This window comes from Pandoraea sp. CB10b_02, assembly GCF_002216225.1.
Classification (GTDB): Bacteria; Pseudomonadota; Gammaproteobacteria; order Burkholderiales; family Burkholderiaceae; genus Pandoraea; species Pandoraea nosoerga.
This window is the reverse complement of record NZ_NJGW02000007.1, coordinates 1-24208: the sequence shown is the minus strand read 5'-3', so window position 1 is coordinate 24208 and position 24208 is coordinate 1. Positions and strand designations below refer to the sequence as shown.

The window sequence follows — 24208 nt, the reverse complement described above, 5'->3', positions numbered from 1 at the left end:
TGTCGGTTCATGACGTGCCCTCTCATTTCGCATCCTTCACGCAACCGGGCGTCTTGAGAATGACATCGCGCACGGCTTCGTAGTAACGCACGTAGCCGGTGCACCGGCAGATCTGGTCGTTCAGGCCTTGCGTGATCGTGGCTTCGAGGTCGGCCCGCGCCACCGGCTCACGCTTGAGCCGCTCGATCAGTACCGTGGCCGCGTTCACGAAGCCCGGCGTGCAATAGCCGCACTGGAAGCTGAAGTGATCGAGAAACGCCTGCTGGATCGGCGTGAGCGTGAGTTTGCCGTCGGCGTCGCGCGTGGCGTGGCCTTCGACGGTGCGCACCGTCTTGCCGTCGAAATAGTTCGCCCCGGTGATGCAGGTGCGCACGGTTTCGCTGCTGCCGTCGGCGTGGTCGACGATCACCACGCACGCGTGGCAAATGCCCTGCCCGCAGCCCAGGCGCGAGCCGGTCAGGCCCAGCGTCTCGTGCAGGAAGTCGATCATCATCATGCCGGCCGGCACCTCCATGGGGCCATGGGATACGCCGTTCACCTTGACCGTCACGGGCAGCGTCTCCCACGGCTTCTTGCTCCCGCCCGGGCCTTGCGAGCCCTGCGTGCCTGGCGCGCCAGGCGGCCCGACCGGCGCCTGCGTCATGGGTTGGGCCGCCGGCGCCGACGCGGCGCTTGCCGCGGTCGGCGCCGAAGCGGCGTGGCCGCTATTGCTGCTATTGCCGTTATTGCCGGCATTGCCCGCCGGATTCGTGCTCTGTCCCGCCGCCGCGCTCCGGGCGTCCGACGCGGCCTGCGGCGCGCTCGTTGCGTCCGTCATGCCAGTACCTCCTGGATCTTCTCCGGTGTCACCGGCAAGTCTGTAAATCGGTGGCCGATCGCATGGGCGAGGCCGTTCACGATGGCGCCCACTACGGGGATCATCACCACTTCGGCAATGCCCTTGGGCACATCGGTTTCGGAGATCGGCGGCAGCACTTCGCCCGTCTGCGTCCACACCGCAACATCCACCGCGCGCGGCAAATGGTAACGGTTGAAGTTCCACGTGCCATTGCCGGGGCCGTCCTCGTAGAGCGGCAGGTATTCGTACAGCGCGTGGCCGATGCCCATCGCGAGACCGCCCTGCAACTGCCCCGACACCAATTGCGGCGAGATCTGGTTGCCGCACTCGACGATGGAGTGATGCGTGAGCAGCTCGACCTTGCCGCTCGCCTCATGCACGCAGAGCTCGACGAGCGTGCCCACGGCGCTGTAGTAGGTGACCGCCGCATTGTTGCGCTGGACGGGGGGGTAGTACACCCGCTTGCGATCGAACACGCGGTAGCCGGTGCCCGGCGTGGGCGCCGTCACCTGTATGCCGGCGATTCCGGCGTGAGGCGACGGCGCGCCCCTGGCGCCCTGCGCCCCGCCGGCGGCGGCCGCGGCGAGCGCGGGCGACGCGGACTTTGCGGGCGCATTGCCGCTGCGCCGCGCACCGCGCGCGAGCGGCGTCTGCAGCGACTGCGCCTGGGCGGCGTCCGGGCTGCCCTCTCCATTGCCGCCCGCACTCCCATGGGCGCCCGCACCGCCCTTGCCGAAGCGCAGCGCGATACCGTCGACCGGCAGGCGCTGCGTCACCCCGTCGCCGAGATCCCAATCGGCCTCGGCCCACTGCCAGCGGTTGAACACGTGCACGGTCGCGCCCGTCGCGAGGCCGAGCTCATGCGCGGTCTTTGCCAGCAGCGGCAACGGCAGCGCCTCCAGCCCGGCGGCGGAGAGCTTGCCCTCGACCCAGCGCGCGTCTTCGGCGCGCACGACGAGCGGCGCCGCCTGGCCGCCGCCCAGCCCGCGACGCCAGATCGACAGCGCCGCCGGCCACAGGCCCTGCAGAAACAGCAGACGGGCAGCCTCGCGCGTGCTGTGCGTGAAATAGAACGCCGAATTCGTCGCGCTCGAGGGCGACGCATATCCCGGCGACCACCGCGGGTTCGCGGCGAGCCTGTCCTGATCGGCCTGCGACATCAGGTACGGATCGCCGCTCGTCACGACCGGCAACTCCGGCCATTCGGTAATGCCGACGTGTACGTCCGTGGCCGGCATGCCGAGCCATTTCGCCACGGCCACGGCCTGCGACGTCGACGTGCCCGTGCCGATCTCGGTGCCGGTGTGGTGCAGCGAAATCTTGCCCGTCTCGTCGATCTCGACGCGCGCGAACGAGGTCTCGGCGCCCGTGCCGAAGTCCTTTTGCACGCACGCGAAGCCCACGCCGTAGCGACGCCCCGGGTGCGCCGCCTCGTATTCGGCCTTCTTCTTGTCGCGCCCGGTCCACAGCGGATGCGCCTTGGCACGCGCGAGCACTTCGTCCACTCGCACGGCGCCCGCCGGAATGGCGCCCTGCGTATTCTTCATGCCCGAGCGCAGCGCGTTCTTGAGGCGAAAATCGATCGGATCCACGCCGAGCTGTGCGGCGATTTCGTCGATCATCATCTCGGTGGCGGCCATCGACTGCAGCGTGCCGTAGCCGCGCGCCGAGCCCGCGTCGATGGCGCGCGACGCGATCGCCACGCTCGACAGGTCGCTGCGCGGGAAGTAGTAGATCGACTGCGCGGCCGTCGCGCCGACCATGGCAACCGACGGAGAAAAGTTCATGCGACCGCCGCCGTTGCACTCCATGTCGCCGGCAAAGGCCTGCAGCAGCCCGCTTTCCTTGTCCACGCCAATGCGATAGCGCATGGTGAATGCGTGACGCTTGAGCGACGTCTGGAACTGCTCGTAGCGGTCGTTGGCGAGGCGCACGGGCAGGCCGTCGCCATACATCGCGGCGGCCAGACCGTAGTACGGCATGTTGTAGTGGTCCTTCGAGCCGTAACCGACCGTGTAGCACGGATAGACGATGAGCCGCTTGACCGGGAAATGCCCCTTCGCAGCCATCGTCGCCGCGTTCTCCGCGACTTCGGACGGCGACTGCGTAGGCACGACCATGTGCAGGGTCTGCGTGGCGGCGTCGTACCAGCAGTTCGCGTTGTCGGGCTCGAGCGCCGCCGTGTCGATCGACTGCGTCCTGTATTCGCGCGACATCACCAGCCAGTTCTCCGGCGGATGCGAAAGCGCCTCGCCGATCCTGGCCGCGTGCGCCATGCCCTGTTCGTCGAGCTTGCCATGGTCGTTGCCGTCGGGCCACACCGGCAGGTGCTTGCGCATCATGCTCGGGAAAATCGGCGCGTCCTTGAGGCTGGAATAGACGTCGTCGTCATAAGGCGTCTTGCCGCCCACGCGCACGTAGCGGAAGCTGCCCCACGGATCGCGCTCCAGCGGGCCGGTCACGTCGCCATAGCGAATGATCTCGTCGCGGAACTTGAGCCGGTCCTTGGCGAAGCGAAAACGCGTGAAGTCGCGATAGATCAGGATGGCGACCGCGTGGCCGAGATAGGCGGGCGTCTTGCCCACCGGCAGCAACATGTCGTCGCCATAGAACTCGGGGAACGCGAGACCGTCGCGCGCGAGATCTTCGGCCGTCACGATGCGATCGGGCTGCAGGCCGTCGTCCAGGCGCGAGAGGTCGAAGCCGAGATACGGCCGGTCGGCCAGCGTCGTGCGCAGCACGAAGGCGTGCGCCTGCTGCGCGGGCCAGCCGGGCATGTCGCGCGCGCGTATGTCGCGCGCGAAGATCTTCGCGCCGCTCACCTTGGCCGTGCCGTCGATGCGGAACCGGGCCTGGCCCTTGGCTGCGTCCCACGCCACCGGCGTGAGGTTCTTGTCCTCGAACAGCGCGGCAAACGCGCGGCTGCCCATTGGCGCGACGTACACGGAAATGCCGGCAACGACCGACGCTTTCAGAAAGCCGCGGCGCGACATCGCCAACCCGGCGGACGTTTCGGCCTGCGGAGACGATCGGGGAGAGTCGGGGAATTCGGCAGCAGCGAGTGTGCGAGCGTCGTCGCTCGACACCGCCGCCGCGGGACAGTGTTTTCTTGGCAGGCGCGGCATATGCGTTCCGTCCGTCTTGTTTTGGGGGGACGTATCAGCAACACGAAGCGCGAACTCGCGGACCCGCGAACTGCTTGGCGACGATCACGGGGTCACACGACGTCGGAGACGTCGATGACCACGAGGCATGTTCACACTGCGTGACATTCACCTGCCGTGACGTGCTAGTGAAGTTCTATGGGACCACGCTTCATGAGTGACACCGGACGTTCCAAGGCTACACGCCGACCATGGGAATGACAAGGTTGGAGATGACGCACTGCGTGAGAAAGCGGCGTGCGCGCTGCGCGGGTGGCCCCACACGGCGGGCGAGAGCGACGGATATTCGCGTGGTGTGATGTTGGCCATGCCCAATGCGGAATGACGCTATATCCGAAACAATACAGCGTAGTCCTGAGTTTTGTGCAGTGCGTGCCCCTCGCTCAGTCGAGGCGCAATTCCATGCACGTCAGATCGAGCCAGCGACCGAACTTCGTGCCCACTTCGCCGAACGTGCCGACCACGCGAAAGCCAAGTTTCTCGTGCAGGCGGATCGACGGTGCGTTCTGCGCTTCGATGGCCGCGATCATCACATGCACGCCGACGGCGCGCGCACGGGCGATCAACTCGCGCATGAGCGTCTCGCCGAGGCCGGCGCCACGCGCGCGTCTGTCGACGTAAATGGAGTGCTCGACCGTGTGGCGATAGCCGTCGAACGCGCGCCAGTCGCCGAACGACGCGTAGCCCAGGACCTCGCCGTCGCGCTCGGCAACGATGACCGGGTAACCGCGCCTCGCGCGCGCCGCAAGCCACTCGCGTCGGTTCTCGATGTCGACGAGCACGTCGTTCCAGATGGCAGTGGTGTGTTCCACGGCCTCGTTGTAGATGTCGCGGATGGCGGCAAGGTCGGCGTCGGTGGCATCGCGGACGATGAGCTGGGCAGTCATGGGGATCTTCGGTGAAATGGGCGGGAAAGCGGCAACGATAGCATCGGGCAACGACAAAACGGACGACCATGGAGCGCACAGCAATATAGCGAACAACGACATGGCGGACATCGGCGAACTCCAGTTTACTGGAAATTTATTTCCAGTAAACTGGATGACATGGACATCAATGAACGCATCGCCCGCCGTGTACGCGAGTTGCGCAGCAAGCGCGGCTACTCTCTCGATACGCTCGCCGAGCGCAGCGGCGTGAGCCGCTCGAGCATTTCGCTCATCGAGCGCGCGCAGACGAGCCCCACGGCCAACGTGCTCGACAGGCTTGCCACGGCGCTCGACGTCACGCTCGCTTCGCTCTTCGACGCGCAGACGGGTGAGGACGCGCCGCCCTCGCCCGTCTCCCGCCGCGCCGACCAGCCGGTATGGACGGATCCCGGCTCGGGCTACGTGCGGCGTAATCTGTCGCCGGCGCAGTTCTCGCCGATGCAGCTCGTGGAAGTGCAGTTCCCGCCCGGCGAGCGCGTGGCATACGACACGGGTGCCCGCGAGAACGAGGTGTGGCAGCAGATCTGGGTAATCGACGGCACCCTCGAAATCACGCTGGCCGAGACGACATGGCGGCTCGAGGCCGGCGACTGCCTCGCCATGCGGCTCGACCAGCCAATCGGCTATCACAACCCCACAGCGGCGACCGTGCGCTACCTCGTCGGGCTCGTGACGCTGCCGTTCATGCCTGCCAGGAGAATCCCATGACGTCTACCATTGCCGTGCAACGCCTCGATGGGCCGCAGGCCGCCGCCGCCGTCGACGCCCTCGCCGACGTGCTGATCGATTGCGTGGAGGGCGGCGCGTCGGTGAGCTTCATGCTGCCGCTCGCGCGCGAGCGCGCCGTCGCGTTCTGGCGCAAGGTGGCCGACGGCGTTGCGCGCGGCGAGCGCGCATTGCTCGTCGCGCGACGCATGCGCGATGGCTGCGGGGCGCGGTCTGGCGCCGCGGCCGATGGTGCGTCCGATGGTGCGGCCGATGGTGCGGCCGATGGTGCGGCCGACGGGACGTTCGATGGAACGTTTGATGAGACGCGCGATGGCGAGATCGTCGGCACCGTGCAGCTCGTGCTCGATCTGCCGGAGAACCAGCCGCATCGCGCCGACGTGGCGAAGATGCTCGTGCACCGCTCGGCACGGCGTCAGGGCGTGGCGCTGCGGCTGATGCAAGCGCTCGACGCGGTGGCGCGCGCGCAGGGCCGCCACGTGCTCGTGCTCGATACGGTCACCGGCGGCGATGCCGAGCGACTCTACCAGCGAGCCGGCTGGCAGCGCGCCGGCGACGTGCCGAACTACGCCCTCATGCCCGACGGTGCATTCTGCTCGACGACGTTCTACTACAAGCACCTCTGAGGCGCGGGGGGCGCGAGCCCGGCTCGCCCCGAGCGCCGGGCGCAACATCTGGCACGTGAGCGCCAGGCAAGGCGCGTCAGCATAACCCCTCGGGTCCGAGGGGTATTCGCGGGCCGCGCAACGCCGACATTTCATATCGTCATCAGTCCTCCGGGTTCCCTCTTCGCACCTATGTTTCGGCCTCCGCAACGCTATCCTGGCGGCGCTCACCTTTCGAACGAGCCAAAGTAAGTGAGTGCAAACCCCGACATGGCGGGGCTCAGGGCCTTCGACCGCGACTTCAAACGATCGTATAACTCAGTTCTCACTTCGGAAACCGAAAGCGTTGCGCGAAACCGAACGTCATTCTTGCGCCGCGCGCATGGCCGCCCCAACGCTGACGCGCCGTGGACGGTTTTCGGACGACGGACCGAAACTCGGTAAAATCCGCAGCGGCAGAAGGAGCAAACACGGAGCAAACACGGACCGAACAACGGGCGGCAGAGGGCGGCAGAGGGCGGCAGAGTACGGCCGGGGGACGGCCAGGGAGCGCAGGCACGCAGCGCTGCCGGCAGCCCCGCCCCGACGCGGCGTCTCGCCGAAGTCTGCGGCGCGCCCGCCGCCCAATGGAATACATGTCTCAGATGAAAGCGCCCAGCAACCTGATTACCGGTGACGTCCGGACGAAAATCCGCAGCATGATTCTCGACTCGGAATTCAGGCCGGGGCAGCGCCTCATCGAGGATGAACTGATCCGGTTGCTGAACGTGGGCCGCACGCCCGTGCGCGAAGCGTTGCTGATTTTGCAGGGCGAGGGCTTCATTGCCCGTCATCGCGGCTGGGAGGTACAAGGCGTCGACCATCTCGAGGTCCAGGCCATCTTCGAGAGCCGCGCGGCGATCGAAGCGGAGACCGCGCGCCTGGCCGCGCGCAAGATCACCCCGCAGGCCTGCGACGCGCTCGCCGCGCTCATCGAGCAGATGACGCCCGAGAGCCACCGCCCGCGGCGGGTGCTCAATCGCCTGAACACGGAATTCCACGAACGGGTCGCGAAAGCGGCCGACAACGTGGTGCTCGCCCAGTTTCACGAACGCACCCAGTTCCATTACTGGGCGCTGCGCGTGCCCGTCATGTTCTCCGACGAGCAACTCGTCGCCACCAACCACGAGCACCGCGAACTGCTCGCGGCGCTGCGTGCGCATGACGAAGACGCAGCGGAACGCCTCGCCCGCGCCCACGTCGAGACGACGCGCGCCATCGTCGAGCCGGCGCTGGCGCGCTGATCGGGCGCTTTTCCCGGGCCGCGAAGACGGCGCCGCGAACCTATCTCACCAGATAACCGGCGACGCGCCAGCGCCCATCCACGCCGAAGACCATCGTGACCATTTCGTGGGCTTCGGCCTTATGCTCGAACACGGTGTCGTACTGGATCACCACATACTCGCCGTCGGGTTGGCCGGGAATGGTGCGCGTGAAGACGGCGTCGTTCGTTTTGCGCGACTTGACCTTGCCCAGCGGCGTTCGCGCGACTTGCAGGTTGTCGGCCCACGCCTGGGCAGAAATCGCGCGCTGGAACACCGGTGCGGCCTGCTGCCAGCTTTGTGCCGCGCGATTGACGTCGACCAGCCCCAGCCACAGATTCGCCGCCTCGAGGGCCGGGCGCACGTCGCGATTGATATCGGTCGCGGGCGCGGTGGCATTGCTCGCCGGCGCGGCAAACAGCGGCGGCTGCGCGGAGCGCCGCTGCATTGGCTCCTGTGCGTGCGCCAACGCCATTACCAACGCGGCGGCGCCGAATGCGAGCGTCCGCGGGTAAAACGAGCGCGAACGCGGCCAACGCGACGCGAGCGAGGAACGAAAGTCGCCGGAAAGGCGAGCATGTCGGGAAAAGCGAAACAACGGCATTGACGCAGGCTCCTGGAAACCGGATGGACGCACCCGTGCATTCTACTGGTGCAGCGCCTTCTCGCGCTGCCATGGTGTCACGCTGTAACGCTGCCATGCGGCGTACATTACAATGCACGAACACATGCCGCTCCCCCCGCTGTCATCATCATGTTGACGACGTCCCTGCTCGCGATCACCTCACTGCTCAGCTTCATGATGTTGCTGATCGTGGGCTCGCTGCTGCGCTCGCGCGTGGCGGGCGTTCGTGAATGGTGCGGCGCCAACGTCGCGGTGCTCGTGGCCCTGCCGCTCTTCGCCCTGCGCGGCACCGTGCCGGACTTCCTCTCGATTCCCGTTGCCAACGTCACGCTCGCGGGCGGCTTGCTGCTCTATTACGCGGGCTGCGCACGCTTTCTCGGGCAGCCGCCGCAATGGCATACGCTCGGGGCGTCGCTGGGCCTGCTTGCGGCCGCCATCCTGTTCTGGTCCTATGGGAGCCACAATCCGCAGGCGCGCGTCGTCGTCGTCTCCGCTTTCCACGCAGCGGTCCTGCTCGCCACGGCCGTGCTGATCGTGCGGCACATCCCGCCGCGCCGGCACCCGTACAACTATTGGCTCACCGCAGGTCTGGCAACGGCGTTCGCCATCGGTCATGCGATACGAGGCCTGATCTTCGGCATGGCGCCCGCTCCCGGGCCCGAGGTATTCGCCCCGACAACGTTCAATGCCGTCATGCTGACCATCGGCACGATCGTGATGCCCGCGATGACGATGGGCTCTGTGCTGATGATTCACGACGCCATGCTTGCCACGGCCGAGGAGGCCGCCAATCGCGACTATCTGACGGGGGCGCTCTCGCGCAAGCACTTCGACCTGCTGGCGCGCCAGGAAATGGGACGCGCCCTGGCGCGCGGCTGGCCGCTATCGATCATCGTCATCGATCTCGATCACTTCAAGCAGATCAACGACACACATGGTCACGCGGGAGGCGACACGGTCCTGCGCGAGTTCGTGAAGCTCGTGCGCGACAGTCTGCGCGAGGGCGACGTTTTCGGGCGTCTGGGCGGAGAGGAATTCGCCGTGCTGCTGCCCGGCACCGATACCCCGGGAGCGATTCGCATCGCCGAGCGTCTGCGCACTCAGGCGAGCCGCCATCTGGTGGCCGGGCCGTTCGGCGTCTGCCACTACACGCTGAGCGGCGGCGTGGCCACGTGGCACGAGCACGAGAGCCTGGAAGCGCTGTGCATGCGCGCCGATCGCGCGCTGTATGCCGCCAAGATCTCGGGTCGCAATCTGGTGCTCTCCGACGTGTTGTCCAACGACGAAACGGCCCCCGAGGCGGGCTGAGCCCACGCCGCCGGGCCGCCCCGGCTACGGCGCCGCACGCCGTCTGCCGCCCGCCGCACGCGACTTGGCCCTCCCGGTGCTCCACGCCCCCGTGTCGGCACCGCGCTCACTTCGCCGAGCCGTCCGAGCCGTCCGGGAAGAACTCGGCGCGCATGCGCTGCACGTATGCGCTCAGGTTTGCGTGCTTTTCGGTCTCGTGCCGCAGCGTCATCTCGAAGTGCGGCGACACCGCGCTCGCGATGAAACCGAAGGCCGTGGCGTCCGCGCCGCATGGCTTGTCGCCAAAGAAATACGGTTTGTCGCCGAGCAGTTCCGCGGCCGCCTGTGCGCCGCGCGCGAGGATTTGCGACTGCTCCTGGGGCGTGAAGCGCGACGTGCCCTGCCCATGCAGCGTGCCGCGGATCTTGCGGCGAATGAGCGTCTGTACGAGGGGGCGCACCGGCCAGGGAATCGCCTTGAAGAACGACGCCGGTCCCCTGGCGAAATTCCCGTCGTCGCACCAGCGCGCCTGCACCACATGCCAGTAGAAGTGGTCCTCCAGCGCCTTTTCGAACATCCATGCCGCGCCGCGTTGCTCGGGCGTGAGTCCCGCGTCGAAATCGAATCCGTACTTGCGTTCGATGTGCAGCCGGATCAGCGTCGAGTCGGCCACGATCTGCCCGCCGTCGTCGATATACGGCAACTTGCCCTTGGGAGCGCGCCGGAATCCGCTGCGGTCGGTGCGATAGGGCAGCCCGGCCAGCTTGAGCAGCATCTCGGCCTTCACCACGAACGGACTGGCGTCGGGCATGCCGAAGGCGGGGCCGAAGGTGTACAGGGTCAACATCGGAGGCAGCTCCTGTGCGTTGGGAATGGCGCAGAGTATTACACGGGACGATTGCGCGTCGAGAAGCGGCGCGCCGTAGGGCGAAGGCAACGCACGGGGGGCCCGGCTACGTGACAAGCACACTGTGGATTTATACAGTATCATGTTACCCAATCGAGGAACGTCTTATGGAAATCATCGACTGGGATCAACTGGCGCTGAGCGCCGCCGAACGCGACCTTGCCGGCATCGTGCGCGAGATCGCCGCTCGTTACGAGCGTCGCCGTCTGACCGGGCAGGACACATTCGCGGGAGATGCCTCCGCCTCCACCGCCGGTTCCGGCCCCGCCCATGCAGAGACAGCGCGCGCCTGTGCGCCGGCCGTCGGGCTGGACTGGCGCACGCTGCTTGCCATCGCTGACGAGGCGGAAGCCGATCTCGGCCTGCACGCCCGGCACGAAGCCTGGGTGCTGGCGAGCGTGCTGCGTCTTCCCGGCGACGAGGCCCTGCGCCGCGCCGGCGAACTGCCGGCGCTCGACGCGCCGGTCGACCTGCAGTGGCCCGACGCGCCGACACCCGCCGTGTTCCGCGCCATCGTCGCCGCGTTCGCCGGCGAGGACCTGCACGCGGACGAGGCCGCGGCACACCACCGCGCCGGGTCTGCCGCACCGCCCCCGTCCAGCGCGCTTGCCGGCGGCCCGCAGTGCACGGCGCGGGCGTCCTGAGCGGCACGATACGCGGGCGCTACGGCGTCTGGGAGCAACACACAGCAAGTTGATGGAAAACGCCGTCGAATCCGAACCCACGAATGCCGCGCCCGAAGCGGTCGACCCTGACGCGCTCGCGCGTTCGCTGCCCGCGCCCATGGTTTTCGTCGATCTGGAGACGACCGGCGGCAATGCGCTCGACGATCGCGTCACCGAAATCGGCGTGGTCGAGGTCGGGCCGCACGGCGTGGAACCATGGAGCACCCTGCTCGACCCCGGCGCCCCGATTCCTCCCTTCATCCAGCAGTTGACCGGCATCACGAACGACATGGTGCGTGGGCAGCCATCGTTCGCCACGCTGGCCGAGGGCCTCGCGGAGCGGCTGCACGGCAAGCTGTTCGTGGCGCATAACGCGCGCTTCGACTACGGCTTTCTAAAGAACGAGTTCAAGCGCGCGGGCATCCGCTTTCAGGCGGATGTGCTATGCACCGTGCGTCTGTCACGCCTGCTGTTTCCGTCGGCCGCCAGGCATGGCCTGGACGCCCTCATCGCGCGCTTCGGCCTCGCGCCGCTCGGGCGCCACCGGGCGCTGGCCGATGCCGATCTGCTGTGGCAGTTCTGGCAGAAACTGCACACGATCTACTCGCCCGAACTGATCGGGCAGGCGGTGCAGCGCGTCACGAAACGATCGAGCCAGCCGCCACAACTGCCCGACGAAGCGATCGACGCACTGCCCAATGGTCCCGGCGTGTATCTTTTCTATGGCGAGGGCGACACGCTGCTCTACGTCGGCAAGAGCGTCGATATCCGCGCGCGCGTGCGCGCGCACTTCTCCGGCGATCACCAGGTGGCCAAGGACCTGCGCATCTCGCAGGAGATCCGTCGCGTGCAAGCGCGGCGCACGGCGGGCGAGCTTGGCGCGCTGCTGCTCGAGTCGCAACTGGTCAAACAGCTGAAACCGGTTCACAACCGGCGGCTGCGCCGCGCGTCGAGTCTCTATAGCTGGCAGCTCCGCCCAGAGGACGACACGCCGCAACTCGTCAATGCGAAGACGCTCGACTTCGCGAGCGCCGACACGTTGTACGGCACGTTCACGTCGCGCAACAGCGCCCAGAGCGCACTGCGCGCGCTGGCCGACGAGCATCGGCTGTGCTGCGCGCAGCTCGGGCTGGAGACGGTCGCGGCGGGCCGGCCATGCTTCGGCTATCAGGTGAAGCGATGCGACGGCGTGTGCGTCGGCGAGGCGCCGCTCGATGCCCACACCTCGCGCATGCGCGAGGCCCTGTGCGCGATGCATCTGAAGACCTGGCCGTTCGAGGGCCCCATCGCCATCGAGGAACGCAGCACGTCCGGCGCGGCTGACGGCGGCCCGGAGGTCGAATATCACGTCATCGACCGCTGGCAATACCTGGGCAGCGTAACGTCGCAAGCGGCGCTCGATGCACTTCTCGACGACATGCCGGCCGTCACGGGTTTCGACCCAGATATCCATCGCCTGCTCGGACGGCGCCTTGCCGCCTCGCTCGCACAGGACAGCGCCGCGGCAAGCACGCCGGGCGGCCTCGCACCGCTCGCCGTGTGGCGGCTGACGCGTCCCGCGTTTCGCCTCACCCCGGACGAGCCGCCCGAGGCGACACCCGCAAAGCCGCATCACCCGGCGCTGCTGCGGCGCCGGCCGCCACGCCCCGAAAATCCCGCCCAGTACCGACTGCCGTTCGACGCCCGTTGACCTCCATGAACGCCCATGGACGCACATTGGCGCCCATTGACGCTCATTGACGCCCGCAGGGCGATCTCCCCTTTCCACCGCCATTCGGCGCTATTGGGCACTATTGGACACTATTCGCCGCTATTTATTTCTCTCCGCCGTCACCTAGGCAAAACCCGCCTTTGCACGCCCAGGCATGAGCATATAAATATTAAGTATTTGCAAGACGCATGCTAAAGGTCGAAGAATACGCAATCCGAATACAGCGCGGTCGGCGGGGTCAGCGCCGTGGCGTCGTCGACGTCGAGGGGCGGCGCATGCGTCACGCGGGGTGGGTGCCGTAGGCGCGCCCAACCTGCCGTCCGTGCGGGGCGCCCTTCCCCACGGCCGCCGCACTCACCCTCGTCGCCACAGACAGCCAGATGGAACTACGACAACTCGAAGCCTTCGCGGCAGTCATGTCGACCGGTAGCGTCACGGCCGCCGGGCGTCTGCTCGGGCGCTCGCAGCCTGCCATCACACGCATGATTCAGGAGCTGGAGGCCGAAATCGGCTACGCCCTGTTCGCGCGCAGCGGGCCGCGCGTCACGCCGACCGAGCAAGGCTTTCTGTTGTTCGAAGACGTCGAGCACGTGCTGGCCGGACTGCAGCAGATTCGCGCCCGCGCCGACGAAATCGCGCGCGGCCAGCGCCGGCCGCTGCACGTGGCCGCCACGTCGGCACTGGCGGCCGGGCTCGTGCCGGCAGCGCTTGCGCGGCCGGGCCTCGCGCACGACACGGCTCAGGTCCAGATGCGCAGTACCTCGCCCGAACAGGTCGTGCACGCGGTACTCACCGGCGCGGCCGACATCGGCGTGACGAGCCTGCCGCTCGAACATCGCGGCATCGTGGTGCACTGGATCGGCGAATCGGCGTGTGTGGCAGCCGTGCGCAGCGACGATCCGCTCGCCGGACACGACCGCCTACCGCTCGCCGCATGCGCGGGGCGGCGCATCATCACCATGCAGAATCCCTACCGCCTGCGCCGACGTCTCGATCAGGCCTTCTCGCAAGCCGGCGTGACGCCGGTGGGTCTCATCGAAACCAACGCGTCGATCAACGCCATGAGCGCCGTGCGCGCCGGCCTCGGCGTGGCCGTGCTCGAACCCGTGACGGCCTACGGACTGCCGCTCGACGGCGTGGCCGTGCGGCCCATCGATGCGCACATCCCGTTTTTCTTCGGCGTGATCACGCGCGACGCGCGCGAGCCGTCGCCCGCCGCCCTCGCCTTCGTGGACGCCCTCGCCGAGGCCGCGCGCCAGTTGCTGCCCGACTTCGCGCGGCGCGCCGCCACCGAACACGCCCAAGTCCTGCAGTCGCTCTACGGCGATTTGCCCGCACCCAAGGAAGCCTCGTCGTCATGACCCAGTCCCCGACATCCGCCACCGGCCTGCGCGCGCTCGAAGCGCGTCTGCGCCAGGACCTCGCCTGGCTCGAACTGCCCGCCCGGCGTTGGGTGCCCGAGCGCACGTTCCGCGACCAGCCCGTGCTCGACGTCGCCATCATCGGCGGCGGCATGGCGGGGCTCGCGGCCGCCGCGTCGCTTGCGCATCTCGGCGTTGGCGCCGTGATCTTCGACCAGTCGCCGCGCGGCTTCGAGGGTCCCTGGGCCACGACCGCGCGCATGGAAACGCTGCGCTCGCCCAAGCAGTTGACCGGCCCCGCGCTCGGCCTGCCCGCGCTCACGTTCCGCGCCTGGTTCGAAGCCCAGTTCGGCCTCGACGCGTGGGAGGCGCTCGACAAGATCCCGCGTCTGCAGTGGATGGACTATCTGCGCTGGTATCGCGAGGTGCTCGCCATCGACGTGCGCAACGAACATCGCGTGACGGCCGTGACGCCGCTTGGCGCCGACGGTGTTGTGGCGCTGTCGATCGTGTCGCCCGAAGGCGAGCAGACGGTCTACGCGCGCCACGTGGTGCTCGCCACGGGCCGCGACGGTCTCGGCGGGCCGAGCGTGCCGGCCTTCGCTCGCGACTTGCCGCGCCGCTTCTGGGCGCACTCGTCGGACGTCATGGACTACGGCACGCTGCGCGGCAAGCGCGTGGGCGTGATCGGCGCGGGCGCGTCGGCGATGGACAGCGCCGCGACGGCGCTCGAAGCCGGCGCGGCCAGCGTCGACCTGCTGATTCGCCGCGCCGACATTCCGCGCGTCAACAAGGGCAAAGGGGCCGGCAATCCGGGCCTCACGCATGGCCATGTCAACCTGCCCGACGAATGGAAGTGGCGCATCCGTCACTACATCAACGTGCAGCAGGTCCCGCCGCCGCGCGGCAGCACGCTGCGCGTGTCGCGCCACGAGAACGCGCGCTTCAATCTCGGCGCGCCGATTCTCGGCGTCACCCCGCTCGGCGACGTCCTGCACGTGCGCACCGCGAAGGGCACCTTCGTGCTCGACTTCCTCGTGTTCGCCACCGGCTTTCGCATCGATATCGCCGGCCGCCCCGAGTTCGCGTCTTTCGCCGGATTCGTGCGCAAGTGGAGCGATCGCTACACGCCGCCTGCCGGCGACGAAGACGTCGAGCTGTCCGACTCCCCGGACCTCGGCCCGGCCTTCGAGTTTCTCGAAAAGACACCCGGCACCTGCCCCGGTCTCGAGCGCATCCATTGCTTCTGCGCGCCTGCCACGCTCTCGCACGGTGCGCTCTCGGGCGACATTCCGGCCGTGAGCGAAGGCGCGAAGCGCCTGGCGCAGGCGCTCGCCGGCACGTTCTATCGCGAGGACGTCGAACATCACTACGCGAACATGGAAGCCTACGCCGAGCCCGAAGTCTACGGCGACGAGTGGACGCCGGCCCCACCGCCGCCGGCCGTGCCATCGCCGTCGTCCGTTGCCGAAGCCGACGCCGAAGCCGGCAGGGAGCACACGGCATGAGCGCGTGGATCCTGCGTCGCGTGCTGCAGGCGGTGTTCGTCGTCTGGCTGATGACGCTCATCGTATTCGTCGGCCTGCACGCCATCGGCAATCCGGTCGACATTCTGATCGGACAGGACGTCGATCAGGTCGATCGCGCGCGGATCATCGCGCAGCTCGGCCTCGACCAGCCGTTGTGGCGCCAGTACCTGTCCTTCGTCGGCGGCGCGCTGCGCGGCGAGCTCGGCAACAGTTTCGTGTACAACGTGCCGGCCATCGAGCTGATCCTGCAGCGCCTGCCCGCCACGCTCGAACTGGCCTTCGCCGCGCTCGTGCTCGCGGTGTTCATCGGCATTCCGCTCGGCCTGTTCGCCGGTCTCTATCCGCGCAACCCGATCTCGAAGCTGCTCATGACGGGCAGCATCGTCGGCTTCTCGCTGCCCACGTTCTGGGTCGGCCTCATGCTCATCATGTTCTTCTCGGTGCACCTGGGCGTGCTGCCGGCGAGCGGGCGGGGCGAGACGGTGCGCGTGTTCGGCGTGGAATGGTCGTTTCTCACCGCCGATGGTCTGCGTCACCTGATCCTGCCCGCGCTCAATCTCGCGCTGTTCAAGATTTCGCTGGTACTGCGCCTCACGCGTGCGGGCGTCGCCGAAGTGCTGCCGCAGGACTTCGTGAAGTTCGCGCGCGCCAAGGGGCTCTCGCCGCTGCGCGTGGTGCTCGTGCACGTGCTGCGCAACACGCTGATTCCGCTGGTCACCGTGCTCGGCATCGAATTCGGCTCGACCATCGCCTTCGCCGTGGTCACCGAAAGCGTGTTCGCCTGGCCCGGCGCCGGCAAGCTCATTCTCGACAGCATCAACTCGCTCGACCGCCCCGTGATCGTGGCGTATCTCATCGTGGTGGTGTGCCTGTTCGTATCGCTCAACCTGATCGTGGACGTGCTCTACAAGTGGCTCGATCCACGAGTGCGCGTGGAGGCCGCCGCCTGATGCCGCTCAATCCGCCCTCTCATTCCTCGCCCGGCGGCCAGCCGGCGGCGGCCTTCGTCGCCGAGCCGGTCCCGACGCGCCGCGAGTCGCCCTGGCAGCAAGGCATGCGGGAGTTCCTGCGCTCGAAGAGCGCCGTGCTCGGACTCGTGCTGCTCGTGGTGCTGGTGGCCGCCGCGCTCGCCGCGCCGTGGATCACACCGCAGAATCCGTATGACCTGATGCAACTCGACGTGATGGACGCGCGTCTGCCGCCGCTCGCCGCCAACGGCGCGGCCACGTACACCTACTGGCTCGGCACCGATGGTCAGGGCCGCGACCTGCTCTCCGGCATCGTCTACGGTCTGCGCATCAGTCTCGGCGTCGGTGTCGGCTCGGCGCTCATCGCCGGCATCCTCGGCACGATCCTCGGTCTCGTGGCGGCGTATGCCGGCGGGCGCGTCGACGCGTCCATCATGCGCCTCGTCGATCTGCTGCTGTCGTTCCCGTCGATTCTCGTCGCGCTGATGATCCTCGCCTACGTCGGCAAGGGCATCGGCAACGTGGTGCTCACACTGGTGGTGCTCGAATGGGCGTACTTCGCGCGCACGGCGCGCGGGCAGGCGCTCGTGGAGTCGCGCCGCGAATATGTGGAAGCCGCGCGCTGCCAGGCCATTCCGAACTGGCGCATCGTGCTCGGCCACATTCTGCCGAACTGCCTGCCGCCGCTCATCGTGGTGGGCTCGCTGCAGGTCGCGCGCGCCATCACGCTCGAAGCCACGCTATCGTTCCTCGGCCTGGGCGTGCCGATCACCGAGCCGTCGCTGGGACTGCTCATCGCCAATGGCTATCAGACGATGCTCTCCGGCGAATACTGGATCAGCGTGTATCCCGGCCTTGCGCTGCTGCTCACGGTCGTCGCCATCAATCTCGTGGGCGACCGCCTGCGCGACGTGTTCAATCCGAGGTTGCAAAAATGAGCGGCGCCGTGTCTTCTCCATCCTCCACGTCGCGTGCGCTGACGCTGGAGGTGCGCAATCTGCGCACCCAGTTCATCACGCGCGCGGGCACGCTTCCCGCCGTCGACGACGTGTCGTTCTCGCTGCCGCCCGGCCACATCATGGGCCTGGTCGGCGAGTCGGGGTCCGGCAAGTCCGTGACCGGCTTCTCGATCATGGGGCTGGTCGACGCTCCGGGTCGCATCGTCGGCGGCGAAGTGCTCTTTCAGGGGCGCGACCTCACGCGCCTGTCGCCCGCGGAGTTGCGCCACCTGCAAGGCAACCGCATCGCAATGATCTTTCAGGATCCGATGATGACGCTCAACCCGGTGTTGCGCGTCGACATGCAGATGATCGAGGCGGTACGTGCGCATCAGCGCGTATCGAAGTCGCAGGCGCGCGATCTGGCGCGCGACACGCTGGGCATGATGGGCATTCCGAGTCCGGACGAGCGCCTGCGCGCGTATCCGCATCAACTCTCGGGCGGCATGCGCCAGCGCGTGGCGATTGCCATCGCGATGCTCCATCGCCCGGATCTGATCATCGCGGATGAGCCGACCACTGCACTCGACGTCACGATCCAGGCGCAGATCCTCTCGGAAGTGCAGAAACTCTCGCGTCAGCACGGCACGGCGCTCATCTGGATCACCCACGACCTGTCGGTCGTGGCGGGTCTGGCCGACACGGTCGCCGTGATGTACGCGGGCCGCATCGTCGAGCAAGGCACCGTCGACGCAGTGCTCGACGCGCCGCAGCACCCCTATACGGCCGGCCTCATCGGCAGCTTGCCGAGCCTGAACAAGCGCGGCCAGCGCCTGCGCCAGATTCCGGGCATGACGCCGAACCTGCTCGCCATGCCGGCCGGCTGTGCGTTCGCCTCGCGCTGCGCGTATGCAAGCGCGGCGTGCGCGCAGCGGCCCGAGATCACGCAGACGTCGCCGGGCCGCCTCGTGCGGTGCTTCCACCCGGGCGCCGCGCTGCACAAGGAGATGGTATGAATTCGCCGCTGTCCCAAAGTCGCCACGGCCAGCCCGGCCAGGTTGGGAATGCCGGCCACGGCAAGTCGAACAGCCCGAGCGCGACGTTGCCGGCACCGATCGTGTCGCTGCGCGGCGTGAGCAAGCGCTTTGGCGAGCGTCGCGTGGGCCCTGCCGGACGTCTGCTCGAGCGCGCGGGCCTCGTGCGTGCGCCGGCCGTGGTGCGCGCCGTCGATAACGTCGATCTGATCGTCAAGCCGGGCGAGGTCGTCGGCCTGGTCGGCGAGTCGGGATGCGGCAAATCCACGCTCGGGCGCATGCTCGCCGGACTGCTCGAGCCGTCGTCCGGCGAAATCCAGATTCATGGCCGTCCGGCCGAATCGCTGTCCGCCGAGCAACGGCGCGACGCGCGCCTGAAGATCCAGATGATCTTCCAGGACCCCTACGCGAGCCTCAACCCGCGGCTGCGCATCGACCGCATCGTCGGCGAAGGCGCACTCGTGCATGGCCTGACCGACCGGGCGGGCTTCGACGACTACGTGAGCGCCCAACTGCAGCGCGCCGGCCTCGATCCGGCGCTGCGCCACCGGTATCCGCATCAGTTCAGCGGCGGGCAGCGCCAGCGCATCGGCATTGCGCGGGCGCTGGCCGTTGCGCCGGATCTGCTCGTGTGCGACGAAGCCGTCGCCGCGCTCGACGTGTCGATTCAGGCGCAGATTCTCAATCTGTTCATGGACCTGCGCGAGCAACTGCGTCTCACCTACGTATTCATCAGCCATGACCTGGGCGTGGTCGAACATCTGTCCGATCGCGTGGTGATCATGTATCTGGGGCGCATCGTGGAGAGCGCGCCGGTCGAGGAAGTCTTTCGCCGCGCAAACCACCCGTACACGCAGGCGCTGCTCGCCGAGATTCCGCGCATCGACGTGCGTCACAAGACGTTCTCGGCGATTCGCGGCGAGATCCCGAGCCCGATCGCGCCGCCGGGCGGTTGCCACTTCCACCCGCGATGTCCGCATGCCATGCCGCGGTGCCGCACGCAAGCGCCCACGCTGCGCGGCGTGGCCGTCAACCATGTGAGCGCCTGTCACCTGAACGACGCCTGATATGCCCGCGGACGCGCGACGTCTGCACCTTCTTTCACTCATCAACGACCAGGATTGATAATGAAACGCTTCTTGTTGTCCTCGCTGGCAGCCGCATTGCTCGCGACGAGCGCCGCGGCCTCCGCCCAGACGCTGCGCATCGCCTTTGCCGACCCGCTGTCCTCGCTCGATCCGCAGCTCAACAACCATGCGGGCGACCGCTCGGTCGACCTGCACTTCTGGGATCTGCTCGTCGAGAACAAGTGGAACAAGCTGCAGCCGGGCCTTGCCGTGTCGTGGAAGGCGCTTGACGCCAGAACGTGGGAATTCAAGCTGCGCCCGAACGTGAAGTGGCACGACGGCCAGCCGTTCACCGCTGCCGACGTGATCTATTCGTATCAGCGCGCCCGCAACGTGCCGGGCAGCGTGGCGACGTTTGCGGGCTACCTGCGCACCATCGACACGATGAACGCGCCCGATCCGCTCACGCTCGTCATCAAGACGAAGATCCCGAATCCCGATCTGCCGCTGAATCTCGCATCGGTGCATATCGTGAGCAAGCACGTGGGCGAGAAGTCGAACACCGACGACTACAACGCCGGGCGTGCAATGGTCGGCACCGGCCCGTTCAAGTACGTTTCGTACACGCCGGGCGATCGCGTCGAGATGGTGCGCAACGACAACTATTGGGCCGGCAAGTCCGAGTGGGAGAAGGTCGACTACCGCTACGTCAACAATGCCGCGGCGCGCACGGCAGCGCTTCTCGCCGGTGACGTGGACGTGATCGACAAGGTCTCGGCGTCGGACATCCCTCGCCTGAAGAAGTCACCCAACGTGACCGTGTTCCCGTACCCGGGCCTGCGCGTGATGCTGCTCCAGCCGTCGTTCCGCGAGGGTTCGAACCAGTACATCACCGACAACGCCGGCAAGCCGCTCGCCAAGAATCCGCTGCTCGACGTGCGCGTGCGCCGCGCGCTCTCGCTCGCCATCAACCGCGAGGCCATCGTCACGCGCATCATGCAGGGCACGGCCAGTGTGGCCAACCAGTGGATGCCGAAGGACACGTTCGGCTACAACCCCGAGGTGAAGGACATTCCGTTCGACGCCGCCCAGGCCAAGAAACTGCTCGCCGAGGCCGGCTATCCCGAGGGCTTCAAGCTGACGATGCACGTGCCGAACGATCGCTATCCGCAGGGCCCGGAAACGGCGCAGGCAGTCGCGCAGTTCTGGACGCGCATCGGCGTGAAGACGCAGGTGGAGGTGGTGCCCTGGGCTGTCTACTCGAGCCGCGCGAACAAGAACGAGTACGCCATGTCGATGCTCGCCTGGGGCAATGGCACCGGTGAAGCGAGCTACGCGCTCGTGAACGTGCTGGCCACCGTCGACGCCAAGAAGGGGCTCGGCGCCTCGAACTGGGGCCACTACAGCAACCCGGCCGTGGACAAGGCGCTCGATGCGTCGACCGCCGAGTTCGACGAGGGCAAGCGCGAAGCGATCCTGCGCCAGTCGGTGAAGGTGGTGTCGGACGACGTCGGCGTGATCGCGCTGTACCACTACCAGAACATCTGGGCCGCGCGTAAGGGCCTGAAGGTCACGCCGTTCACGAGCGATCGCACCGTCGCGATGCAAGTGACCAAGGCCGCCAAGTGAGCCGGCGCACCGAATCATGACGTCTTCGCTCTTTCTCACGGCGACGCCTGCCGATGCGCTGATCGACGTGCCGCGCCGTCTCGTGGTGCAAGGCGCCGCGCCGGGCGCGCACGTCACGCTGGCCGCGAGCACGCCTCGCGCGGGCGGCGTGCTCTGGCAGGCCGAAGCCACGTTCGTCGCCGACGCCCAGGGCGTGGTCGATCTCACGCGCGACGCGCCCATCGGCGGCAGCTATCGGGGCGTGTCGCCGATGGGGCTCGTGTGGTCGCAGGTGCCGGAAGACGGCAAGAGTCGCGAAGTGTTCGCGCAGCCGGTCACCCGGCCGCTCGTCACCACGGTGACGGCGCTGGCGGCGGGCGACGGCGGCGAGGCTCTCGCGCCGTCGAGCGTGTCGTTCGTGCAACGCCTCGCCGCCGATGGCGTAACGCGGCGCGACGTGCGCGAAGACGGGCTCGTCGGCACGTTGTATCTGCCGCCGGGCGACGGCCCGTTTCCCGCCGTCATGATCCTCAACGGCTCGGGCGGCGGCATCAACGAGCCGCGCGCCGCGCTCTATGCGTCGCATGGCTACGCGGCCTTCGCGCTCGGCTACTTCAAAGGACCGGGCCTGCCCGACTATATCTCCAACACGCCGCTCGAGTACTTCGCGAAGGGCATGGACTGGCTGCGCCGCACGGTGCGCCCCGCCCACGATTTCGTGGCGCTCTCGGGACAGTCGCGCGGCGGCGAGTTGGTGCTGCTGCTCGGCGCCACCTTCCCGGAAGCCGTCAGCGCGGTGATCGGCTACGTGCCTAGCGCGTTGATCCACAGCGCGCAGAACGCCTGCGATCCGGCCATCGGCCGAGAAGGGCCGACGTGGTTGCTCGACGGCAAGCCATTGCCGCACATCTGGGAGAACAATCGGACCGCATCCTGGGCGCCGTTCGACGAAGGGCCGCCGCCGCACCGGCACACGAACGCGATGCTGACGGCGCTCGACGATGCACAGGCCGTCGAGCGTGCCCGCATCCCCGTCGAGAAAATCCGCGGGCCTGTCATGCTGCTCTCCGCCGAAGACGATGGGTCGTGGCCCTCGAGCCGATATTCGCGAATGGTGACCGAACGGTTGGCGGCGCATTCGCATCCGTATGCCGTCGAGCATCTCGATTTCGAAAAGGCCGGACACGCCATCGTCTTTCCGTATGTGCCGACGACGCAGCTCGTCTACGCGCATCCGGTCTCCGGCAAGATCAGCACCGGCGGCGGACAGCCGGACGCCAACGCAATCGCCGACGAACGTTCGTGGCGCGCCGTGCTGGCCTTCCTCGCACGGGCCGTGGCCGAACGCGCTCAATCACAAGGACAATCATGACCGCCAATACTCAGTACGCCCACTACGACATCGCCAATGATCTTGTGGATCGCGTCGCCGGCCTGGCTGCCGGATCGGCCACGCATACGCTGCGACACGCGCGCGAGAAGGTCGCCGCCGCCACGCAGGGCAGTTACGACGGGCTGTTCGATCCGAAGCTCGAAGGGCTCTCGCTCGTGGAGCGTCTGCTCGTTGCGCTCTATGCGAGCCGTCTGACGCCTTCGCCGTCGCTCGCCGCACACTATCGCGCCGAGCTCGCCAGGCATACTGTCGACGCCGCGCAACTCGCCGCCGTCGAGGCCGGGCAGCCGGAGGATGTGACGGATGCGCGCCTGCGCGCAATGCTGACCTTCACGCGCACGTTGATCGAAAATCCCGTGGAAGGCGACAAGGCAGCGCTGCACAAGCTGCCCGCGGCGGGGCTCACGACGCCGGCCATCGTCGCACTCGCGCAGTTGGTCGCATTCCTGTCGTACCAGACGCGTCTGGTCGCAGGTCTTCAAACCCTCAAACAATTGGCCCCGCAGGAGACGGCAGCATGAGCGACATCATCCGTTCGCACGGTTTCACCAACGAGACGCTGGACTGGGATGCGTGGCTCGACGTCGTAACGCTCGAGAACGCTACGCCCGAGCAGATCGCCGTGCTCGAGGAAAGTCATCCGAAGGCAAAGACGTCGGATTATTACCTCTTCCTCGTGCATCAGCCCGAGATTCTGCGGCAACGTTCCGCGGCGTTCAACGCCATCATGTACGCGCCGGGCGGTATGCCGCGCGCTGAACGCGAATTGTCGACGACCGTCGTCTCACGTATCAATGGCTGCGTGTATTGTGCGTCGGTGCATGCGCAGCGCTTCGAGCAGTTGGCCAAGCGCAATGACGTGATTCGCGAGGTGTTCGACGATCCGCGCACGGCGGGCACGACGCCGCGCGAGAAGGCCATCGCGCAGTTCTCCATCGCGTTGACGGAGAAACCGGGCGACGTGCGCGCCGAACAGCTGCAGGCGCTGCGCGACGTCGGACTGACCGACGCCGAAATCCTCGACCTGATCCACTCCATCGCGATCTTCGCCTGGGCCAACCGGCTCATGCTCAACCTCGGCGAGCCGGTGTTTCCGGACACGGCGGCTACGGTGTGAGACGGGGGGCAGTGGCCTAGCGGTTTAGTGTCTTGCTGGCTTAGTGGTTGGTGGTTTGCCGCCGGTGGTCTGCGGCAATTGACGCCGATGCCGGCTGCGTGCGGTGGATGCCAGCTCGAGGTCCCGACTGCCGGACAGACGCCGTCGAAACAAAAGCGCGGTCCGAGCCGCCGCGCTCCACTCGGCGAGTGCGTAGATTGCGACGTCGAAAGTCCCCCCAGCGCATTGCGCCCGTGCCGGCATGAGGTCGTCCATGCATACCGAGGCTTCATTTTCGGAGGCAGGCAAAAGCAACACTCAAGCGCGCCTGCAAAGCAAAAACCCCTTGCCAGGCGACTGGCAAGGGGTTTTTAAGGGGAGCCTGACGATTACCTACTTTCACACGGGAATCCGCACTATCATCGGCGTGGAGTCGTTTCACGGTCCTGTTCGGGA

The 24208-nt window shown here is 67.4% G+C and carries 20 protein-coding genes and 1 pseudogene; 16 read left to right on the top strand and 5 right to left on the bottom strand.

What is annotated here, in order from left to right; all coding sequences use genetic code 11:
• Positions 1-22 precede the first annotated feature (22 nt).
• The 3 genes from CDN36_RS09240 to CDN36_RS09230 all read right to left on the bottom strand — a co-directional run bounded on the left by CDN36_RS09240 (position 23) and on the right by CDN36_RS09230 (position 4889).
• Complete coding sequence (locus tag CDN36_RS09240; RefSeq protein WP_502920354.1) at positions 23-817, bottom strand: (2Fe-2S)-binding protein; 795 nt, start codon at positions 815-817, stop codon at positions 23-25.
• Entirely contained in the window at positions 814-3831 is a 3018-nt protein-coding gene (locus CDN36_RS09235) for a xanthine dehydrogenase family protein molybdopterin-binding subunit (protein WP_287496663.1), read from the bottom strand. Before CDN36_RS09235 ends, CDN36_RS09240 begins: the two co-directional genes overlap by 4 nt.
• 554 nt (positions 3832-4385) lie before the next feature.
• Positions 4386-4889, bottom strand: coding sequence for a GNAT family N-acetyltransferase (locus CDN36_RS09230; protein WP_150557464.1), 504 nt, complete (start codon positions 4887-4889; stop codon positions 4386-4388).
• Between the two features lie 159 nt (positions 4890-5048).
• On the opposite strand from CDN36_RS09230, the gene CDN36_RS09225 reads away from it, so the two are divergent.
• The 3 genes from CDN36_RS09225 to CDN36_RS09215 all read left to right on the top strand — a co-directional run bounded on the left by CDN36_RS09225 (position 5049) and on the right by CDN36_RS09215 (position 7545).
• A complete protein-coding gene (locus CDN36_RS09225) occupies positions 5049-5639 on the top strand; it encodes a helix-turn-helix domain-containing protein (protein ID WP_287496569.1) in 591 nt (196 codons plus the stop codon).
• Positions 5636-6283 carry a GNAT family N-acetyltransferase gene (locus CDN36_RS09220; protein ID WP_287496568.1) on the top strand — a complete coding sequence of 216 codons (648 nt, stop codon included), beginning with the start codon at positions 5636-5638 and terminating at the stop codon, positions 6281-6283. Before CDN36_RS09225 ends, CDN36_RS09220 begins: the two co-directional genes overlap by 4 nt.
• A 614-nt stretch (positions 6284-6897) precedes the next feature.
• Positions 6898-7545, top strand: a complete 648-nt coding sequence (locus tag CDN36_RS09215) for a GntR family transcriptional regulator (RefSeq protein ID WP_287496567.1) — start codon at positions 6898-6900, stop codon at positions 7543-7545.
• Between the two features lie 40 nt (positions 7546-7585).
• Here the strand turns inward: CDN36_RS09215 and CDN36_RS09210 are convergent, their stop codons facing one another.
• Positions 7586-8011: a DUF4019 domain-containing protein gene (locus CDN36_RS09210; RefSeq protein ID WP_174966494.1), complete on the bottom strand. Its 426-nt coding sequence runs from the start codon at positions 8009-8011 to the stop codon at positions 7586-7588.
• Between the two features lie 306 nt (positions 8012-8317).
• Here CDN36_RS09210 and CDN36_RS09205 point away from each other — a divergent pair, with 306 nt between their 5' ends.
• Positions 8318-9496: a GGDEF domain-containing protein gene (locus CDN36_RS09205; protein ID WP_287496566.1), complete on the top strand. Its 1179-nt coding sequence runs from the start codon at positions 8318-8320 to the stop codon at positions 9494-9496.
• Positions 9497-9602: 106 nt separating this feature from the next.
• On the opposite strand, the gene CDN36_RS09200 is transcribed toward CDN36_RS09205, so the two are convergent.
• On the bottom strand, positions 9603-10322 hold the full coding sequence (locus CDN36_RS09200) for a glutathione S-transferase C-terminal domain-containing protein (protein ID WP_150557458.1): 720 nt from the start codon (positions 10320-10322) through the stop codon (positions 9603-9605).
• Between the two features lie 167 nt (positions 10323-10489).
• Between CDN36_RS09200 and CDN36_RS09195 the strand changes: the two genes are divergently transcribed.
• The 12 genes and pseudogenes from CDN36_RS09195 to CDN36_RS09135 all read left to right on the top strand — a co-directional run.
• A complete protein-coding gene (locus tag CDN36_RS09195) occupies positions 10490-11026 on the top strand; it encodes a DUF2471 family protein (protein WP_287496565.1) in 537 nt (178 codons plus the stop codon).
• Between the two features lie 52 nt (positions 11027-11078).
• Complete coding sequence (locus tag CDN36_RS09190) at positions 11079-12737, top strand: exonuclease domain-containing protein (RefSeq protein ID WP_287496564.1); 1659 nt, start codon at positions 11079-11081, stop codon at positions 12735-12737.
• Between the two features lie 401 nt (positions 12738-13138).
• On the top strand, positions 13139-14119 hold the full coding sequence (locus CDN36_RS09185) for a LysR family transcriptional regulator (RefSeq protein ID WP_150557455.1): 981 nt from the start codon (positions 13139-13141) through the stop codon (positions 14117-14119).
• Complete coding sequence (locus CDN36_RS09180; RefSeq protein WP_287496563.1) at positions 14116-15627, top strand: NAD(P)-binding domain-containing protein; 1512 nt, start codon at positions 14116-14118, stop codon at positions 15625-15627. The genes CDN36_RS09185 and CDN36_RS09180 overlap by 4 nt, the downstream gene beginning before the upstream one ends.
• A complete protein-coding gene (locus CDN36_RS09175; protein ID WP_150557453.1) occupies positions 15624-16598 on the top strand; it encodes an ABC transporter permease in 975 nt (324 codons plus the stop codon). The genes CDN36_RS09180 and CDN36_RS09175 overlap by 4 nt, the downstream gene beginning before the upstream one ends.
• A complete protein-coding gene (locus CDN36_RS09170) occupies positions 16598-17554 on the top strand; it encodes an ABC transporter permease (RefSeq protein WP_150557452.1) in 957 nt (318 codons plus the stop codon). Before CDN36_RS09175 ends, CDN36_RS09170 begins: the two co-directional genes overlap by 1 nt.
• 8 nt (positions 17555-17562) lie before the next feature.
• A complete protein-coding gene (locus tag CDN36_RS09165) occupies positions 17563-18570 on the top strand; it encodes an ABC transporter ATP-binding protein (protein ID WP_370750494.1) in 1008 nt (335 codons plus the stop codon).
• A gap of 86 nt (positions 18571-18656) precedes the next feature.
• Positions 18657-19655 carry an ABC transporter ATP-binding protein gene (locus CDN36_RS09160; RefSeq protein ID WP_287496662.1) on the top strand — a complete coding sequence of 333 codons (999 nt, stop codon included), beginning with the start codon at positions 18657-18659 and terminating at the stop codon, positions 19653-19655.
• A 60-nt stretch (positions 19656-19715) separates the two neighbouring features.
• On the top strand, positions 19716-21284 hold the full coding sequence (locus CDN36_RS09155; RefSeq protein WP_150557450.1) for an ABC transporter substrate-binding protein: 1569 nt from the start codon (positions 19716-19718) through the stop codon (positions 21282-21284).
• A gap of 16 nt (positions 21285-21300) precedes the next feature.
• Positions 21301-23177: pseudogene (locus CDN36_RS09150) on the top strand (acyl-CoA thioester hydrolase/BAAT C-terminal domain-containing protein).
• Positions 23174-23773, top strand: coding sequence for a peroxidase-related enzyme (locus tag CDN36_RS09140; RefSeq protein WP_150557447.1), 600 nt, complete (start codon positions 23174-23176; stop codon positions 23771-23773). Before CDN36_RS09150 ends, CDN36_RS09140 begins: the two are co-directional and overlap by 4 nt.
• Before the next feature lie 253 nt (positions 23774-24026).
• Positions 24027-24208, top strand: a 182-nt coding sequence (locus tag CDN36_RS09135) for a hypothetical protein (RefSeq protein WP_287496560.1), incomplete at its 3' end; no start/stop codon positions are given.

Excerpts from the sequence above, each read along its gene's own strand:
- CDN36_RS09200 (WP_150557458.1), bottom strand. The coding sequence starts at position 10,322 with ATGTTGACCCTGTACACCTTCGGCCCCGCCTTCGGCATGCCCGACGCC.
- CDN36_RS09155 (WP_150557450.1), top strand. The coding sequence starts at position 19,716 with ATGAAACGCTTCTTGTTGTCCTCGCTGGCAGCCGCATTGCTCGCGACG.
- CDN36_RS09220 (WP_287496568.1), top strand. The coding sequence starts at position 5,636 with ATGACGTCTACCATTGCCGTGCAACGCCTCGATGGGCCGCAGGCCGCC.
- CDN36_RS09215 (WP_287496567.1), top strand. The coding sequence starts at position 6,898 with ATGTCTCAGATGAAAGCGCCCAGCAACCTGATTACCGGTGACGTCCGG.
- CDN36_RS09140 (WP_150557447.1), top strand. The coding sequence starts at position 23,174 with ATGAGCGACATCATCCGTTCGCACGGTTTCACCAACGAGACGCTGGAC.
- CDN36_RS09240 (WP_502920354.1), bottom strand. The coding sequence starts at position 817 with ATGACGGACGCAACGAGCGCGCCGCAGGCCGCGTCGGACGCCCGGAGC.
- CDN36_RS09190 (WP_287496564.1), top strand. The coding sequence starts at position 11,079 with ATGGAAAACGCCGTCGAATCCGAACCCACGAATGCCGCGCCCGAAGCG.
- CDN36_RS09235 (WP_287496663.1), bottom strand. The coding sequence starts at position 3,831 with ATGTCGCGCCGCGGCTTTCTGAAAGCGTCGGTCGTTGCCGGCATTTCC.
- CDN36_RS09225 (WP_287496569.1), top strand. The coding sequence starts at position 5,049 with ATGGACATCAATGAACGCATCGCCCGCCGTGTACGCGAGTTGCGCAGC.
- CDN36_RS09180 (WP_287496563.1), top strand. The coding sequence starts at position 14,116 with ATGACCCAGTCCCCGACATCCGCCACCGGCCTGCGCGCGCTCGAAGCG.
- CDN36_RS09170 (WP_150557452.1), top strand. The coding sequence starts at position 16,598 with ATGCCGCTCAATCCGCCCTCTCATTCCTCGCCCGGCGGCCAGCCGGCG.
- CDN36_RS09185 (WP_150557455.1), top strand. The coding sequence starts at position 13,139 with ATGGAACTACGACAACTCGAAGCCTTCGCGGCAGTCATGTCGACCGGT.
- CDN36_RS09205 (WP_287496566.1), top strand. The coding sequence starts at position 8,318 with ATGTTGACGACGTCCCTGCTCGCGATCACCTCACTGCTCAGCTTCATG.
- CDN36_RS09195 (WP_287496565.1), top strand. The coding sequence starts at position 10,490 with ATGGAAATCATCGACTGGGATCAACTGGCGCTGAGCGCCGCCGAACGC.
- CDN36_RS09175 (WP_150557453.1), top strand. The coding sequence starts at position 15,624 with ATGAGCGCGTGGATCCTGCGTCGCGTGCTGCAGGCGGTGTTCGTCGTC.
- CDN36_RS09210 (WP_174966494.1), bottom strand. The coding sequence starts at position 8,011 with ATGCAGCGGCGCTCCGCGCAGCCGCCGCTGTTTGCCGCGCCGGCGAGC.
- CDN36_RS09230 (WP_150557464.1), bottom strand. The coding sequence starts at position 4,889 with ATGACTGCCCAGCTCATCGTCCGCGATGCCACCGACGCCGACCTTGCC.